The 18,930-nt window shown below is 29.8% G+C and carries 11 protein-coding genes and 1 riboswitch; all 11 genes read left to right on the top strand.

Features of this window, described 5'->3' with window-relative positions:
- Positions 1–357: 357 nt before the first annotated feature.
- The 11 genes from NPA13_RS02645 (at position 358) to NPA13_RS02595 (ending at position 18,761) form a co-directional block, all read left to right on the top strand.
- A complete protein-coding gene (locus NPA13_RS02645; RefSeq protein ID WP_257088953.1) occupies positions 358–1,176 on the top strand; it encodes an aldehyde dehydrogenase family protein in 819 nt (272 codons plus the stop codon).
- A 56-nt stretch (positions 1,177–1,232) separates the two neighbouring features.
- Complete coding sequence (locus NPA13_RS02640; RefSeq protein ID WP_257088951.1) at positions 1,233–1,652, top strand: hypothetical protein; 420 nt, start codon at positions 1,233–1,235, stop codon at positions 1,650–1,652.
- 200 nt (positions 1,653–1,852) lie between these two features.
- Complete coding sequence (locus NPA13_RS02635) at positions 1,853–2,206, top strand: hypothetical protein (protein WP_257088949.1); 354 nt, start codon at positions 1,853–1,855, stop codon at positions 2,204–2,206.
- Between the two features lie 26 nt (positions 2,207–2,232).
- Entirely contained in the window at positions 2,233–3,009 is a 777-nt protein-coding gene (locus NPA13_RS02630; RefSeq protein WP_257088946.1) for an aldehyde dehydrogenase family protein, read from the top strand.
- 81 nt (positions 3,010–3,090) lie between these two features.
- Positions 3,091–4,095 carry an ECF transporter S component gene (locus tag NPA13_RS02625; RefSeq protein WP_257088944.1) on the top strand — a complete coding sequence of 335 codons (1,005 nt, stop codon included), beginning with the start codon at positions 3,091–3,093 and terminating at the stop codon, positions 4,093–4,095.
- Complete coding sequence (locus NPA13_RS02620; protein WP_257088942.1) at positions 4,095–6,593, top strand: MAG1360 family OppF-related protein; 2,499 nt, start codon at positions 4,095–4,097, stop codon at positions 6,591–6,593. Before NPA13_RS02625 ends, NPA13_RS02620 begins: the two co-directional genes overlap by 1 nt.
- 37 nt (positions 6,594–6,630) lie before the next feature.
- A riboswitch (TPP riboswitch) is annotated at positions 6,631–6,736 on the top strand.
- Between the two features lie 34 nt (positions 6,737–6,770).
- Entirely contained in the window at positions 6,771–7,955 is a 1,185-nt protein-coding gene (cypl, locus tag NPA13_RS02615) for an ABC transporter thiamine pyrophosphate-binding lipoprotein p37/Cypl (RefSeq protein ID WP_257088940.1), read from the top strand.
- A gap of 4 nt (positions 7,956–7,959) precedes the next feature.
- Positions 7,960–8,718 carry an ABC transporter ATP-binding protein gene (locus tag NPA13_RS02610; protein ID WP_257088938.1) on the top strand — a complete coding sequence of 253 codons (759 nt, stop codon included), beginning with the start codon at positions 7,960–7,962 and terminating at the stop codon, positions 8,716–8,718.
- A gap of 58 nt (positions 8,719–8,776) precedes the next feature.
- Positions 8,777–10,384, top strand: a complete 1,608-nt coding sequence (locus NPA13_RS02605) for an ABC transporter permease (protein ID WP_257088936.1) — start codon at positions 8,777–8,779, stop codon at positions 10,382–10,384.
- 222 nt (positions 10,385–10,606) lie between these two features.
- The gene (locus NPA13_RS02600) at positions 10,607–14,269 is read left to right on the top strand and encodes a DNA-directed RNA polymerase subunit beta (protein WP_257088934.1); all 3,663 of its coding nucleotides are present in this window, start codon (positions 10,607–10,609) and stop codon (positions 14,267–14,269) included.
- Positions 14,262–18,761 carry a DNA-directed RNA polymerase subunit beta' gene (locus NPA13_RS02595; RefSeq protein ID WP_257088932.1) on the top strand — a complete coding sequence of 1,500 codons (4,500 nt, stop codon included), beginning with the start codon at positions 14,262–14,264 and terminating at the stop codon, positions 18,759–18,761. Before NPA13_RS02600 ends, NPA13_RS02595 begins: the two co-directional genes overlap by 8 nt.
- Positions 18,762–18,930: the final 169 nt, after the last annotated feature.

The following is an 18,930-nucleotide window of genomic DNA, read 5'->3' as shown; positions in this document are numbered from 1 at the left end:
ATAGTCGAATAAGTCATCACGCAACAAAATGTGTGATTTTTTTATTTCCTGTAAATGTGTGAATTAAAACACGCAATTTGTCATAACATGGTCACTATGATGGTTTAAATATTCATGTGATTGATGCAAAAAGAGGTATCGACTCAAAATCAGATCGTAGAGTTATAGTGCAGGAAGTGATTATCACAAATTATGATATTTAATTAGTAAGATTATTTCTAAATGAACAAAATGAAAAAATATTTGCTTTTCTAATTTAGCTCAACCACTTTACTTAAGTGGCTTTTTATTTTTTAGATCTTGTACACTATGTAAAAGCTATTTATTACGATCATAAAATAAAGTAAAATAATAGTTATGTATAAACACGAAATTAAGAAAATAAAATCAAATTTAAAAAAGCTTAAAGAAGAAATATTAAACAACAGAGAACTAATTTATGAAGCTCTCAAAAAAGATTTAAATAAAAATCCCTTAGAAGCTGAAGCCACTGAAGTGGGTCAAGTTTTAAATGAACTTAATTTATATATTAGAAAGCTAAAAAGATGATGAAAAAATAAGAGAGTAACAAACTCAATTCAGACTTTTTACAGCAAGACATACATAAAAAGCGAACCATACGGAAATGTTCTAATTGTATGTCCTTGAAATTATCCATTTAATTTATCTCTCATTCCTGCTATTAATGCAATAGGAGCAGGTAATAATGTAATATTAAAATTATCTGAATTATGTCCTAACACGAATCAGGTTGTTAAAAAGATTTTAACAAGCGTTTTCAATAGTGCACAAGTCAAAATATATGAAGGCGACAAGGAAATAGTTGGACAAATTTACTCTGAAAATAAGATTGATTTTATTTTCTTTACAGGTTCAGAAAAAGTTGGACAAATTTATTACAAAAAAGCTGCTGAATTGTTAATTCCATGTGTATTGGAATTAGGTGGAAAATCGCCTTTTATTGTTGGATACACAGCAGATATGGAAGAAGCAGCTAACAAATTGGTTTTAGGAAAATTACTTAATGCAGGTCAAACATGCATTGCACCCGATTATGTATTAGTTCATAAAGAGAAAAAAGAAGAATTAATTCGGGAAATTAACAATTCATACGATTCTATTTTTAAAGAAAAAAATGCTATGAATAAGGATATTAAACTAGGACAAGAAAAGTAGACAGAAAATAAAAAACTGTCTACTTTTTGTTTACAATAAGAGAAAGGATTTTACAAATGGGTAAACAATTGAAACATTATGAATGATTAGATCTATTCAAATGAATAGAAAATTGAGAATACACAAATGAATATGAATACAAATTTGCATCTTATATTTCAGAAAAATATAATAAGGATTACTTTAAAGAAAATGTTAGACGTAGAATTTGAAATAAATTTAGAGAATATCAAAAAGACGAAACTGTAATATTTTCAAAAACAGGAACAGCTCCTAAAAAAGGAAAGGGTTCTGGAAGACCTAAAAAGAAACCTATTGAAACGGATGATTCAATGATTGAAGAAATGACTGATGAGCAAAAGAATGAATTCATAAAAATTATGCTTGAAATTTTCAGAGATAATAAAATGGAAATTGATTGAAGCAAAATCAAGAAATCATCTTCTGTTACAAATAAACAATTTATATATTTTTAGGAATACCAAAATCTACTTTTTATAAGAAAATTTCGCAATTCGATAAAGAAGTCTCTCAAAAGACTGAAAATGAAGAATTACATTCAATTGTCAAAAAGGCCTTTTATGAAAATAAAGGTCGTTTTGGTCGTTGAAGATTGAGCATTTATATACTAAAAGTATATAAAATAGACATAAATTACAGAACATTGGGAAGAATAATGAACAAATTAAATCTAATTTGTGTAGTTAGGCCAAAACGTAAAGTCAGAGAAATCAAGAATACAAATGTTAAGATTAAAGATCTTGTAAATAGAGATTACAATGGGATTACAAATAATATTATTGCGACAGATGTTTCATATATAAAAGCACCAAACGATATAGATGAAAACCACGTTTATCTTTCAGTTGCAATACATCATAAAACAAAGAAAATTTTAAATTGAAACTTATCAAGAAGAAATGACACAGATTTAGTTATTTCACACATCAAGGATATCAAGTTTAAAAACCTTGAATCCTTCATTCCGATCACGGATTTCAATATTCATCATCTAAATATCTCGATGTAGTTGTCAAAAACAATGGTAATGTATCTATGGGTAGGGTTGGAAATTCATTAGATAATAGGGAAGTTGAATATTTCTTTTCAAACATTAAATCTGAGTGTTTAAACTTTGTAAATTACAAAACAATTTGCTTTGATAAACTCAAAAACATTATCAAAGATTACATTGAATGATATAACAATGAAAGATTTCAATCTGTGTTAAATTGAAAAACACCTCAACAATGTTGAGATGCTTTGATTTTTTATAAATTGTCTATAAGACTTGTCCTAGTTTATATTGTAAGAATTGTAAATAAGGAACATTATGATAGATTGGTTAAATTAGCACCACAAGCTAAAAGGAATGAAGAAACATTACAATTTGATTTAAATATCTTAGAATTATCAGATAACACAACTCAGAAAGTTATGTCTGAAGAAATTTTCGGACCATTGTTGCCTATTATTACTTTTAATGAGTTAGACGATGCGGTTAAATTTGTAAATTCAAAATCTGAACCATTAACAGCTTACTTGTTCACAAGAAATAGTTATGAAATTGATAAAGTAACTAATGAAATTAAAGCCGGCTCAATAGTGATAAATGATATACTTTTACAACTACAAAATAGACGTTTAGCATTTGGAGGTAGAGGTAAAAGTGGAATTGGTAAGTATAGAGGTAAAGCTGGTTTTGATACATTCACACACAAAAAATCTGTAATTTATAAAACACAAGTCTATAAAGAAAAGAGAACTTTAAAGATATTGCAAAATAAACCAAAAATACTCAAACTACTTCAAATTTTCAATAAATGATATTAGACATTTAGGCCTACTAGATAGGTCTTTTTTATTTATTAAATTAATAATTTAATAAATAGGAATTATTATAAAATTAATAATATGAAAACAAAGGTAACAGCTAAGCTTATGTCGTCATTATCGGAGTGAGGACTATTACGTAAATGAACTATTAAGAATATGGTTTTTATAGCCATCTTGATTGCTATATCAGTTAGCTTTACCGTTGTTGCAGCTCAGTTAATGCCTATTGTTAATATTCCATCATTCAAATTCTCATTTATAGGATTACCTGTAAAAATCACAGGTTTTGTTTTTGGACCTGTCATTGGGGTTTTTGTTGGTGTTGTATCAGATTTATTATCGTTACTTTTTGTTCCACCTGTTGGTTATAACCCGATGTACACTCTAGCGACAGCTATTAATGGTCTTATTTCGGGTATCTTCGGGTTTTATTTTGTGTCGTTTTTACAATATGCTTTCAGCAAGGAATATAGACTTGAAAGAATTTCAATTAAAATTACTTTATTAGCTCAGAAATATAGAAAGCTTTCTAAAAATGAAGCTACTATGGAAAAAGCTATTAAAGTTGGCGATAAGTTAATTAAACTTAATTCAAAAAGGGCATTCATTAGAGATGATAATTCAAAAGACATCTTAAAGAATGTTTATACCACTGCAGCAGTCTTTTTAATATCATTGGTAATTATTATAATAACTTACTATGTAGGTTTTTGAGTTCCAGATAAATATATTGAAAAAGGCTTAATTCCAAATCGTTGAGGATTGCTTGCTTTAATGATCACAGGGATGTCATTATTACTTATTTTCATAATTGTTGCAAGATTCAAAATGAGGGTTGAGCGCTTCTTAATATTTGTCCCGATTATAGTGTTCTCTACTTTCTTGGAACTTATAAATATACCAATTTTATCTCTTGGGGATAATATGAGTTTAGGAAATGGAGAAACAAAAGATATTTTCTTATGAATAACTCAACATATTATTTCCAGTCCTGTCAAGATTTGATTTAACGTTTTTGTTATTTACTATTCATATTCAATCATTATTAAGTTGATTAAGAAAAATTCAAAATTAGGATACTAATGAAAAATAAAGATCTTCAATTAACAATTTCAAATATCTTTATAAAAAAGAGTGAGGAGCAAGATAAATGGCCTTACTCTTCTATTTCTATTCCTGAAATTAAAATCTATTCTAATTCAAAAACAGCCTTCTATATTTCCAAAGATAACAAAAATTTAACTTATAAAAAAGTTAGAAACTTTGAACTTAAGGACAAGAATTCATTTTTAACCCTATATAACTACAATAAATTAATTGATGAAGCAGATAGATACGACAATACTAATGATTTCACAAATAGAAAGAAAGATTTAGATTATATTAGTGACTATTTTGACCTTCTTAATATTAGTGATGACGATGATAACAACATTCCTTTAGTCGATATTTGACTTAGTTGTTTATCAGTTGTTAAGAACAAAGATAAACTTTTAAAAGAACAAAAAGTTTATGAGCAATTCGCTCACCCACTAAAAAACCTAACATATGGACACATAAGTGATTTCATTAGCGACTTTAGCGAACTTTCAGATAACTTCAACGGTGACTTATCACACTTTTTCAACGCTGCTAAAGAAGCGTTTGTAAAAAAAGATAAACAAAACAAAGAAGTTCAATTAGGAAACATATTTTTCATTGCAAATGAGTTTAATAAAAACTTATTTAAAATCTTTATTGACTTATTCAAAGTAGTTTCAAAAGAATTTATAGATGTCTTAAACAACGTTGAAAATAATGCATTAAGTGATAAAAAAACTAAAATTCAAGAAAGTGAATACAAACTTGAATTTATTGAAAAGATTAATAGCACAAGTATTGCAAAAGTAGAAAACGATCTCAAAATTAGAGACTTAAAGTTTGAGATTGCATTTTACAAAGAATATAAAGAACAACTCAAAGCTTATTCTCGGAAATACATTTTTGCAACTATTAAACAAATTAAAAAACAAATTAATGTTTTTGAAATTCAATCAAGAATTGCAGTCTTTAAAAGTCCTGAATATTTTGATTGTATAAAAGATATTTTAATTAAAAAACAAGAGCTAAAACTTTGAGAACAGAATTATTGAAATCTTAGATTCTTGAAGAAAGAAGATTTAGAACACCTTAAATCACAAATTGAGTCTGAAGTCAATATTTTCATCAATAAAAACTTTGGTGATATCAGAAATAAATATAAAAATACAACGGTAAGTAGGATTAAGAGTTTTATTTCTAGGGAATTTGATATTAATATCAATAGATTTATTAGTAAATCAAAAAGTAATTTTGAGTTTATTAAAAATCAAATTAGTAGCAATAAAGCAATAATTAAAACTATTCAATCTAAACGTTTTAACTATATATCAAGTTATAAAAATGAAGTTATGGTTCATGATTTTAGTCAAACGATTCAACTCGCAAATGCTGAATTAGAGTGAGAAACAAATACTCAAGAAAGATTGTTTAAGAATCTTATTAAAAATAAAGACAGGAAGCTCCAGGAATTTAATGCAAGTTATAAAAAGATTGAAAAAATGTTAGACAAAACAGTATCTGAACTTTCTGCTGTATTTAAAAATGATAATTCTGAAAACTTAACAAAAGTATTAAATAGTTTTTCTAATATTAAATTTTTAATGAAAAGCACTTGAGTTTCTAGGATGTTATCAGATTTAATTGATTTTTCTAAAACGACTGCAACACCTAAGTTTGAGTTTGTTAAAGATTTAAGTGCAATGTTTAAATTTGTTGAAACATTTGAAAACTCAGCAATCACACACCACAAGTATTTAGATAAATACAAGACTCTAGATACATTGGATAAGATCAAACTTAAAATTACAAAATTTGCATTGGATGAAATCAAGTTTTTATTCATCTCTGATGACATAAAAACAATTGCTCCTGAAGCTAGAAATGAATTCTATAGAGTTCTTTTCAAATTTGCTAATGCAAATAATATGAATATTATTATCATCACAGATGATCTTCAATTTATCAAAAATAGCTGTGATTACGTTTACTTCTTTGATGATACTCAAGTTCTTGAGTGGGGAAAGGTTTCAAAAGTATTTAACAAAACAGTTTCGCCACTTGTTCAAATGCTTATTGAAGGTAAAATTCAATCACTTAACTCTCAAACAAACTCAAGTTATGTTGAGTCATTTGTTAAAAGAAACTCATTCTCAATTGACGATAATTTAGATCATTATGTTTACTGTACTCTTAAAGAATTTCAAACCTGAACTCATGTTATTCAAACAGTTAATATAGAAAGTTCAATTGATTTAGGAGAAACTCAGACTCATACTTCATTAGTTAATCCAGATTTAGTAAGTGTATTTAATGAATCGCAAGCTTTACTTACATCGCATGGAGTAAGTGTTAGAGAGAAAAAAGACAATCCAATTTTTGAAGACTTAACTCTCTATAATGAACTTATTAATAATAAAAATTTAGCTTCAATTTCAACAACTGAAGATGATGAAAATAATGAAGAATTAGCCTTTAGTTATGATGAAGAAACAAAATTGTAAAAACAACTTTGTATTTTGATTTTTAAAGTAAAATATTAAGCAAGGACAGAGGTACTTGCTTTTATTTTTTAATCGCAGGTTGAGAAATACTCTTATTAGCTGAACTGGGTAATGCCAGCGTAGCGAGTCTTTCTTTTTCGATGTCCTTTCATTCAAAAGAAAGGATTTTTTATTTATATGAAAATAAAATCAAAAAGCTTACTATTTGGTGCAAGTTTACTTGCGCTAACAACATTACCAGCTGTTGCTGGTCAGTGTTCTTCTGCAAGAGAAGATGAAAAAGTGACTACTTATACACTTTCTCTAATCAAACCTTATGGTATTGAAAATGCAGACACTTACAAAACTGAGTTAAATAATTTATTTAATTCAGAAATTCAAAAGATTGATAAATCAATCAAACTTAACATTAAGTTAGTTGAAGATGATTCATATAATGTTGCAAAAGATGAATTATTAAAAGGTGAAACTGATTTAGCTTTCATTAATTCAGGAACATTATTAAGCAAAAAAGATGAATTCATTTCAGAAAACTTATCAGTTGCACTTCAAACATTAACAAAACAATTTAAAGGTGACATTAAAGATGCAACTTATTCAAAAGATTCAGGTGCATCTTTAATGACGATTGCAGCTTCTGAAAACATGTACTTCAAACAAAAAGACTGAGGGAATGGTTGAAATCAACCTGAGGGAGAATGAGCTGAAAGTTACTACCCTAGATTTTATTCAGATGAATTAGTACCATACCAAAGAGGGTTAATTGCAATCGTTGCAACTCGTACTATGGCTGATGAAATTATTAAAGCTTGAAAAACTAAAGATTTAGAAAAATTTGTTTCATATGGAATAGGAATTGGTAAAAGCTCATCAGGAAGCAAATACCTATTACCAGAAGCATTATTTGCTAAAAACTTTAATACAGAAACAAACAAACCATTTGTTTCACTTGATCAATTAAGAGTTACATACTCAGATAAAATAAAACAGGCTAAATTAACTGAAGCTTCAACACAAGCTAATGCTAATATTCACATTTTCTTCGATAATGAAGGTTCTTATTCATATACAAAATATAAGGATAGTAAAAAGTTTTCATACAAGGTTAATCCAGAAGTTAGACCTGGTGAAGGGGATCAACAACAAGATATTTACTTCTTGACTGTAACAGACCCATTACCATACAATGTAGGAGTTTACAGTTCAAGAGTTACTGACAAAGCTAAAAAAACTATTAACTCAGTGTTTAAATCATTATCAGAACAAAATAAAGATATTTGAGGACCTAAAAATGGTTTCTACGGATACAAGTCAATTGATAATGAACAAACAGAATATTGAAATAAATTAAGTGAGATTTAAAAGAATGATAAAGTTTAAAGATGTAGTAATTAAATATAAAGATAATGAAAATTTTGATCTAAAAGATCTTAATTTTACTATCCAAAAAGGCCAATTAGTTGGTCTAATTGGAAAATCAGGAGCAGGAAAATCAACAATCCTTAAATCCTTTTATGACCTTGACACTATAGCAAACGGTTCAGTCATCGTAGATGATTTATATATTAAAAATTTAACGAAAAACCAAAAAAGAAAATATAAAAACCAAATCGAATATGTTGATCCTGATGGTTTAAATTTAGTTAATTACTCAACTTTTGATAATCTGAAATTTAATTACAAGCACTACAAAAACTTTATTTATAAGTTCTTTAAATTTATTGATAAGGAAACAAGAGATAAAATTTGAAATCTTGCTGAAAGATTACAAATTTCTAACTTGCTCCTTGCACCAATAAATAAGTTATCTAGTGGTCAAAAACAAAGAGCTCAATTATTAATCAGTTTCATTAATGAACCACAAATTTTACTTGGAGACGAACTCACAAGTAATTTAGATAACCAAAATTCACATAATGTTATGAAACTTTTAAAAGAGTTTTCTAAAGATAGATATACGATTATCGCAATTCATGATTTGAATTTAGCAATCCAATACTGTGATAAGTTAATATCGCTTAAACGTGGAAAAGTGGATAAAGTATTTATTAAAGGTGAATTTGATAAAAAACAAATAGAAAGTTATTTTGATGAACCAAACGAAGTTAACAAAATATCAAAATAAGTCCCTTTTCAAAAAGTGAATATTAATATTAGTTGCACTTATTTTATTAATAGTCTCAATGTATTATTTAGGTTTCTTTTCTCCGGTTTCGAATCCAGGTTGAAAAAGAGCTGCTAAAAATTTTACAGATATGTTTTCATTCAAGTCATATAACAAAAACTTAACTGAAAACTTATGAGAATTAAACTTTAAATACTTTATCCAAACAGTCAAAACAATAACTTGTGGTAGCATTTTAGGTTTTCTAGCAGCTTTATTTACAGGTTTTTTTGCTTCAACGAATATTCATAAACACAAATCAATACCTTTAATTATTAAAATAATTCTCTTATTGCTAAGAGCTTTTCCTGTAATTGTGTTTTTATTGATATTTAAAATTTCCTTTGACCCTTATTTAGCTGCATTTACTATTTATTTCTGATTTACTTGATTATGATTGCACAAGTACATTAATGATTTAATAGAAGCAGCTGATACTAAAAAATATTGAAATGATATTGCAAAAGGATCTTCAAAATTAAAGTCATTTTATACAAATATTGTATTAGTACTCAAAAATAAGTTTTGAGTCAACTTCTTCTTATCTTATGAATCAAACATAAGATGAGTTTCAGTTTTAGGTATTGTTGGAATAAATGGATTAGGGTTCTTTTTTGGTGATTTAAGTAAATACCAAAAAAATATAGGGATAACCTTATTCTTTATATTCTTGTTTATATTAATCAACGAAGGATTATTATTCTTCTTTAATAAAGTTTTATTTGTTAAACCTAACATTACAATTAATTCAAAAGCAGACTTAAATAAATTCAAATATAACTGAAGAAAGTATGTTTTCTGATTTATTTTAGCTATTTACTTTGGGATATTTATTTGAAGTTTAACAGGCTTATTCCATAGTAAGGTAGACGTAAAAACATTCTCACTATTCTTTAAATCGCTATTTCTTTGAGACTTCAGTGATGTTGTGAAAACTGACATTTATAAAGATTATTTATACATTTTTATGTGTGCTTATGTGGCTGTTGGTCTTGCGTTTATTTTCGCAATAGCTTACTCATTTATATTGTCAGAAAACTTATTTAATTCATATCTTGTGTGATTTAACAAAACGATTTTGATAATTATCAAAATCATACCTGCAGTAATTTGATTTTATATGTTTAATCCACTGATGAAAAGTCAAGTTGCAATAACTTCAGCAATCTTAATTTCGTCATTTAGACATATGTGCAAGCAGTTTGCTGAATCAATTAACTCAATTGATAGAAGAAAAATTTCAAATATGCAAGCTCAGGGTAATTCGAAATGATTTATTTACAGAAACTTTATAATTCCACAAATTAAAAATCAAATAATTTCAACTAACTTATTTGAATATGAAAAATCATTTAGAAATGCAATTATTTATGGAGCATTTGCAAATATCAGTATTTATAAAACTATTAATAAATATCAAGAGACTCAAGAGTATTCGAAAATTGTTCCATTAATATTGCCTGCTTATGTGTTTTTAATCATGTTGGAACTTGCGTATTTAATCTTCAAAAATAAAGATAAACTCAAGTTTTATATCAATAATTCAAAGTTATGAAATTCATTCAAAAAGCAGCGAAATTTTATTTCAAAATCGCAAGATTTACTATTCTTTAAAAAAGATTTTTAACAAAATTTTTTGAGGAAATTTTGCAAAATAAATTTTTAAGCCTAGCACATAGGTTTAAAAATACTAAAAAATATCTTATGATTTCACTTAAAATGCTTTAAAATACACCTTTAAAAATTACATTTTTAATGTAAAATTTATATACCTTTTATATAAATTGTACATAGAGGTGTATTTTTTTATTCTTATTGAAGGTTTATCTGCAAGAAAGGAATGACAAATATGGAACAACACAATTACAAATTACGTAAATTTGGTCCAAAAACTTGAAGAAGAGATTACTCAGTCACAAAGACTACTCTTCCACTTTTTGATATTCTTGAAACAAGTAAAGAAAGTTTCGAACTTTTTATGAACAAAAAGATTCAAGAATGTCTTTTAGAAATTTACCCTATTGAAGCTGCTAACAGAGAAGTTAAGCTTGAATACAAAAAGGGTTCTGTTAGATTAGAATTACCTTTCAAAAAAATCACTAGTGAAAGTGAAGAAATCAAAAAAGCTAAAGCGAAGGGAATGAACTTTAGTGCAAAAGTTTTCGTTACTTTAAAAAGTGAAGTTAAAAACTCAGGTGAAATTAAAGAAGATGAAGTTTTACTTGGGGAAATTCCATACATGACAAGTGGTGGAAGTTTTATTATCAACGGTTCTGAAAAAGTTATCGTTAGTCAGTTAATTCGTTCACCAGGAGCATACTTCGGATTAGGTGTGCGTAACAAACAATCTGATGACCTTTTCAACAAATTAGAAATCTTACCTAGAATCGGTTCTTGACTTGAAGTTTCTCACAAAGTTACATCATCAACATTAGATGCAGTTAAGATTAAAATTGACAAAAACAAAAATGTTAACTTAGCTACATTCTTAGGAGCATTTGGTTTTTCACAAAAAACAATTAGAGAGTTATTTGGTGAAAACAATGAATTACTTGATGAAACACTTAAGAAAGACAAACTTATCTTAAACTCAGAATTCACATCTGAAGAATTACTTGATGCATGTCAAGAAGAACTTTTCAGAGGTTTAAGAAAAGGTGACCGTATTTCTGAAGAAGCTAAACGTTCATTATTACCAGGAATGCTTTTTGATAAGAAACGTTACAACTTATCTGTAACAGGTCGTCATATGTTAAATGAAAAACTTTCTTTAGTTGACAGAATTACAAACACATACTTAGCTAAAGATATTTATCTTAAAGGTGCAGATGAACCTGCATTTACAAGAGGAACATTCATCGACATAAGAAAAGCTAAAGAAATTCAAAACTTATTTAACGAAGGAAAAATTTCATACGAAAGAATTCCTGGAATTGATCCAGAAATTGTTTACCACCACGTTATTAAGAACAGCAAGGTGTTATCAAAGAGAACACACATTGTTAAAGTTTGAGTTTACCCAACTAGAAAATGAATGGAAGAAAAACCAGAACAACCTGTTTTAGTAATCGGTAACGATCCAAAATCAGTTGAGCCACACTTATTAATTTCAGATATAGTTGCTGCAATTAACTACTACTTCAACTTAACAGATGGAATTGGTAAAGACGATGATCCAGATTCATTAACAAACAAACGTATCGTTTCAGTTGGTGAATTATTAGAAGGTCAATTATCAGTTGCTTTAACAAAACTTGAAAAAGCAACTCGTGAGCGTATGGGAGCTAAAGAAGCTGACAAGGTTACACCTAAAAACGTTACAAACAACAAACTTGTAACAAACCAAATGAAACAATTCTTTAACTCATCAAAACTTTCACAATTTATGGATCAAATTAACCCATTATCAGAAGTTTCAAACAAACGTCGTGTTACATCACTTGGACCTGGAGGTCTTAACCGTGATACAGCTCAATTCGAAGTTCGTGACGTTCACGCAACTCACTACGGAAGAATTTGTGCTATTGAAACACCTGAAGGGCCAAACATCGGTCTTATCTTAAACTATGCAACATATGCAAAAGTTAATGATTTAGGGTTCTTAAAAACTCCATACTACAAAGTTAACAATGGGGTTGTAGATTACAACGACATTAGATACTTAACAGCTGCTGAAGAAATTGGATACTCATTTGCTCAATCATCAGTTCACGTTGATGACAACAACAATATTACAGATGACTTATTAACAATTAGACGTGATTACAGCTATATCATTGGTAAACCACATGAAATTGATTTCATTGAGGTTTCATCAAAACAAATTGTTTCTATAGCTGCCGCTGCTATTCCGTTCTTAGAAAACGATGATGCCAACCGTGCACTTATGGGATCAAACATGCAACGTCAAGCAGTTCCATTAATCCAAGCAGAAGCTCCATATGTTGGAACAGGTATTGAGGCAGATATTGCTAAATACTCATCATACAACTTAAGAGCTAAAGGAGATGGGGTTGTTGATTTTGTTGATGGATCAAAAATCCACGTAAAACACTTTAAAGAAGTAAAAGATCCTAAAACAGGAGAAATTACAACAAAAGAAAGCTTTGATAAATATACACTTAGAAACTTCGAAAGAAGTAACCAAGGTACATTAATTCAACAAAAACCAATTGTTGAAGTTGGACAAGAAATTAAAGCTGGTGACTTATTAGTTGATGGTTCTTCATTCAAAGATGGAGAAATGGCTCTTGGTAAAAACGTTCTTGTTGGATTTACAACTTGAAACGGATACAACTTTGAGGATGCTGTTATCATCAACGAAAGATTAGTTAAAGATGATGTTTATACATCAATTCACATTGAAGAACAAACAATTCAATTCAGATCATCACGTGCTGGTGACGATATCTTAACAAACGACATTCCAAACGTTTCTAAATACTCATTAAGAAACTTAGATGAAAACGGTATTGTTAAAGTTGGATCAGAAGTTTTAGCTGGTGACGTTTTAGTTGGTAGATTATCACCTAAAGGAGAAGAAAACCCATCTCAAGAAGAAAAACTTTTAATGGCTATTCTTCAACAACGTCCACAAACATCAAAAGATACATCTCTTAAAGTTAAAAACGGTCACAATGGTACTGTAATTCACGTTGAAGTTCTTTCTAGAGAAAAAGGTGATGTTTTAGAAGAAGGAATTGACAAGATTGTTAAGGTTTCTATTGCTCAAAAACGTAAAATCAAAGTCGGGGATAAGATGGCTGGTCGTCACGGAAACAAAGGGGTTATCTCAATCGTGCTTCCTGAAGAAGATATGCCATACTTAGAAGATGGAACACCACTTGACATTATGCTTAACCCTCAAGGGGTTCCTTCACGTATGAACATTGGTCAAGTTCTTGAGCTTCACTTAGGAATGGCTGCTAGAAAATTAAATGTTAAATTCGTTACTCCATCATTCGATGGTATTAAGAAGTCAGACATTGAAGCTTGTTTAGAAGAAGCTGGATTAAACAAGAGTGGAAAACAAATTTTAATCGACCCTATTACAGGTAGAAAATTTGATAAACCTATCTCTGTTGGTGTTATGTATATGCTTAAACTTAACCATATGGTTGATGACAAGATGCACGCTCGTTCAGTTGGTCCATACTCACTTATTACACAACAACCTCTTGGAGGTAAATCTCAAAACGGGGGACAAAGATTCGGGGAAATGGAAACATGAGCTATCGAATCCTATGGAGCAACAAACGTTCTTCAAGAAATCCTTACATATAAATCAGATGACATCGCTGGACGTAATGCGTTATATAGTGCATTAGTATCAGGAAAACAATTACCTACACCAGGTATTCCAGAATCATTTAACGTTCTTTCATATGAACTTAAAGGTCTTGGAATGAAACTTGAAACAACTGAAGTAGAAAGCTACGACAATGATTACGATGATAGTGAACAATATCACTATGTAGATTCACATGAAACAGGGGGAGATTGATATGAATAATTCAAATTTCGATGCTAAATCAGTAGAAGATAAAATCAATAAAATTACTCTCTCACTTGCAACAGATGAAGACATTTTAAAATGATCTCACGGTGAAGTTACAAAACCTGAAACAATTAACTATAAATCATATAAACCAGAAAAAGATGGTTTATTTGATGAACTTATTTTTGGACCTACAACAGACTACAAATGTCCTGTTTGTGGTACAAAATACAAAAAAAGTGATGAAAACTCAGTATGTACTAGAACACCTGCTTGTGAAAAATACAAACCAGTTATTTTACCTAAAATAACACGTAGAAGCAGAATGGGACACATCAAATTACACAACCCTGTTGTCCACTTCTGATTCTTTAAAATCGATCACTCAATTATTGCTAAATTACTTGGACTTAGAGTTGCTGACTCTTCAAAACAAGTAACAAAAGCAGACTTAGAAAAATTAATTTACTACAAATCACACATAGTTTTAGAAGATGGTGGTTTAGAGTCATTAAAGAAAAACACAATCATTGACATTAACGAAGCTGCAAACATTTATGAAGCTGCATTAATGGAAATGTTAAAAATGTATGATAAAGATACAGATGAATACGAAGACATCGCTACAGCTTTAGATGAACTGAGAACATATGCTGAATCTAAAATTGGTAAAGACTTCGGTATTGACTTCTATCAATACAACGAAATTATTCACGAATATTCAGATGCTAAAATTGACACAGGTTCAAAAGCAATTGAATATTTATTAACTCACATTAATTTAGAAGAAGAAGCTAAAAAAGTTCAAGCTGAAATTGATTTAATTAACCAAGAAGCTGATGAGAATGGAAATCTTTCTTCAACAAAAGAACAAGAAAGAGGAAAACTTTACAAACGTTTAACAATCATCAACTCATTTATTAAATCAGGTCAACATCCAAAAAATATGTTGATTTACAACTTACCAGTTATCCCAGCTGACTTACGTCCATTAGTTCAACTTGATGGTGGAAGACACTCAACAAGTGATGTTAACGAACTTTACCGTCGTATCATTATCAGAAACAACCGTTTAGCTAAATGAAACGAAGCTGATGCTCCTATGTTAATTAAACAAAACGAGTATCGTATGATTCAAGAAGCTGTTGATGCTTTAATCGATAACAACAGAAAGAAACCTACACCAGTTACATCAAAAGATGGACACCCTCTTAAATCTATCTCTGATGCTCTTGTTGGTAAGAAAGGTCGTTTCAGACAAAACCTTTTAGGAAAACGTGTTGACTATTCAGGTCGTTCAGTTATCGTTGTAGGACCAACTCTTAAAATGCACGAAGTTGGTATCCCAAGAGATATGGCTGCTAAATTATTCGAACCTTGAATTATCAAAGAATTATTAGAGAATGAAACTTCAATCACATCTGTTAAATCTGCTAAGAAAATGATTGACTCATTAAACCCAATCATTTGACCATATGTTGAAAAAGCTATTGATGGAAGACCAGTTCTTTTAAACCGTGCTCCTACATTGCACCGTTTATCAATTCAAGCATTCCAACCTGTTTTAATTAGAGGAAAAGCTATTAAATTACACCCATTAGTAACTACAGCGTTCAACGCCGACTTCGATGGGGACCAAATGGCTGTTCACGTTCCTATTTCAGATCAAGCTGTTAGAGAAGCTCGCGAATTAATGTTAGCTTCTAAAAACATCCTTGGACCAAAAGATGGAGAACCTATCATTAACCCTTCACAGGATATGATTTTAGGTCTTTACTACTTAACTATTGAAAAAGCAGGACAACCTAATGAAGGTAAAATCTTTGCTAACTATGAAGAAATGATGTTAGCTTATGAAAATGGTATTGTTAACTTACATACAAGAGTTGTGTTGCCAGTTTCTGAATTAGATAAAAATTCAGTTAAATTACATACATCAAATCCTTACATTTTCTCAACAGTAGGTAAATTCATCTTAAACAAAGTATTCCCATCAGACTTTGAATTTATCTTTGGTAAATCAATAGTAAGAAAAGAAACAGTTAATGCAGATGGCTCAATTTCAGTTTCTGAAAAAGAAAGATTAGACACATCAGAAAATGCATTAGACAAATACACAATGCCTTATGGAACAAACTTTGCCGAATATCTTAAAGATATCCCTGTTAACTTAGGATTAAACAAAAAAGACATTGCAAAAATTGTTCTTAACGTGTACAAAAAATATGTTGCCGTTGTAACAATGGAAGACATCGCAGGTGTTATTGATTCTACAGATGTAAACAACTTTGAAAGTCGTTTCAATGACTGTGCTGCATTAATTGACTATGCAGGTGAACGTATTCCTACAATTCACGCAACAAACATTTCAAACTTCATTAAAGAAGAATTCGAAAGAATCAACTTCATCATTGGTACAGATGAAGAAACACACAAACTTAAGAGACAATGAAACATTAATGATTACACATTAGTGTTAGAAAGAGTTTGATTCAGATATACAAACTATGTTGCTTCTATTCTTGACAATATCAAAGAATTAGGGTTCAAATATTCAACAATATCAGGAACAACTATTTCAATGAATGATATTACAACATTAGATACAACAGCTCAAAAGATCAAAGAAGGGGAAGAATACACAGACCAATTAAAACAATTCTTCCTTGAAGGTTACTTAACAGACGATGAGCGTTACAGCTTAACAATTCAAAAATGATCACAAGTTAAAGAATCAATTGAAAAAGATCTTAAAGAAGTTACAAAATCAGATATTGATAACCCATTATTTATGATGTTCACTTCAGGGGCTCGTGGAAACTCATCTAACTTTACACAGTTAGCTGGTATGCGTGGACTTATGAGTAACAACACTAAAGTTCTTAAAGCCGATGCTGAAAACGACCGTGTTGTTCGTTCAACAATTGAAGTTCCTGTTAAATCATCATTCCTTAGTGGACTTAGTGCTTACGAATTCTATTCATCAACTCACGGGGCTCGTAAGGGACTTACAGATACAGCTCTTAACACAGCTAAATCAGGGTACTTAACACGTAGACTTGTTGACGTTGCTCAAAGTATTGTTGTTAAAGAAGTTGATTGTGGTTCAGACTTTGGATTTGTTGTAAAAGACATTAGAGATACAAAGACAAACACAGTTATTGAGTCATTACAAGAAAGAATCGAAGGAAGATTCACAAACAAACCAATAATTGCTGCAAATGGTCAAATTATTGTTGATGCAAACACATTAATTTCAGCTGAAATGGCTGACAAAATTGTTAACTTGTACAACATTGACCAAGTTGAAATTCGTTCAGTATTGTCTTGTCATACAAGAAATGGAGTTTGTGTTCACTGTTATGGAAAAGACCTTGCAACAAACCGTTTAGTTAACATTGGTGAAGCTGTTGGGGTTGTTGCTGCACAAAGTATCGGGGAACCTGGTACACAGCTTACAATGCGTACATTCCACACCGGAGGGGTTGCTGGGGTTGAAGATATTACAGGGGGATTTGGACGTCTTCTTGAACTTATCGATGCCTATGAAAAACCTTGAGGAAAACCTGCTGTTATCTCACCTGTAACTGGAACAGTTGTTTCAATTGCGCCGGCTAGAGATAAAAACGGAAAAGAAAATGACATTATGCTTGTTGAAATTGAAACAACAAGACCAAATGGACAAAAAGAAATCGTTACAACATCAGGTAGAGTTTCTCAAAAATTACGTGTTAAAGTTGGGCAAACACTTAGACCAGGACAAAAAATCTTTGAAGGACCAATTATTATTAATGACCTTCTTGAAGTTGCTGACACACCTGCAGTTCAAAACTACTTATTAAAAGAAATTCAAAGACTTTACCGTTTACAAGGTATTACAATTTCAGATAAGTACATTGAAATCATTATTAGACAAATGCTTTCAAAAATTATGATTACAGACCCAGGAGATTCAAAATTCTTCACAGGAAGCTTAGTGGATACATTCATCTACCAAAAAGAAAATGGAAGATTAATTGCTCAAGGACTTAAACCAGCTTATGGTCAAGTTAAAATCCGTGGAGCAAAACAAACTCCTTTATTAAGCGACTCATTCTTATCAGCTGCATCATACCAAGAAACAGCTAAGATTCTTGTTAACTCATCAATCGCAGAAAGAGTTGATAACTTAGATGGTCTTAAAGAAAACATTATTTTAGGTCACAAAATTCCTGCTGGAACAAACTCAAATTACCAACTTAAAGGTAAATATGACATTCGTGACCCACGTTCATACTTCACAAACAAAGTTATTTTAGATGATACACTTGAAGATGAAAATGGTAATGTATACATTTCAGAAGACTTTAACAAGTACACATCAGACTTATTAAAAGAATCTGAAAAAATGGGTGACTTAGACGAAGTTTTAAGTGACTTAGCACAAGAAAACGAAGAATTACAAAACTCATTTGAAGATTCATATGCATCTGATGATGATTATGAAGAAGACTTCGTAAACGAATAATTTGAAAATCGGAGATTCAGTTCTCTGATTTTTATTTAACTTCTCAAAAACTAAAAGCACAGTCTGCAAGCTGTAAAAGTTTAAACCTGAGTTTCCAAGTAGGAAGCTCATTTTTTATAATTTTTAAACTCTACTTATATACTATGTATATAAGTAAAAAATCAAAAAT

Source organism: Mycoplasma sp. 2045 (assembly GCF_024582715.1).
Taxonomy (GTDB): domain Bacteria; phylum Bacillota_I; class Bacilli_A; order Mycoplasmatales; family Metamycoplasmataceae; genus Mycoplasmopsis.
The sequence above is the reverse complement of the archived record's forward strand: the minus strand, read 5'-3'. Positions and strand labels throughout refer to the sequence as shown.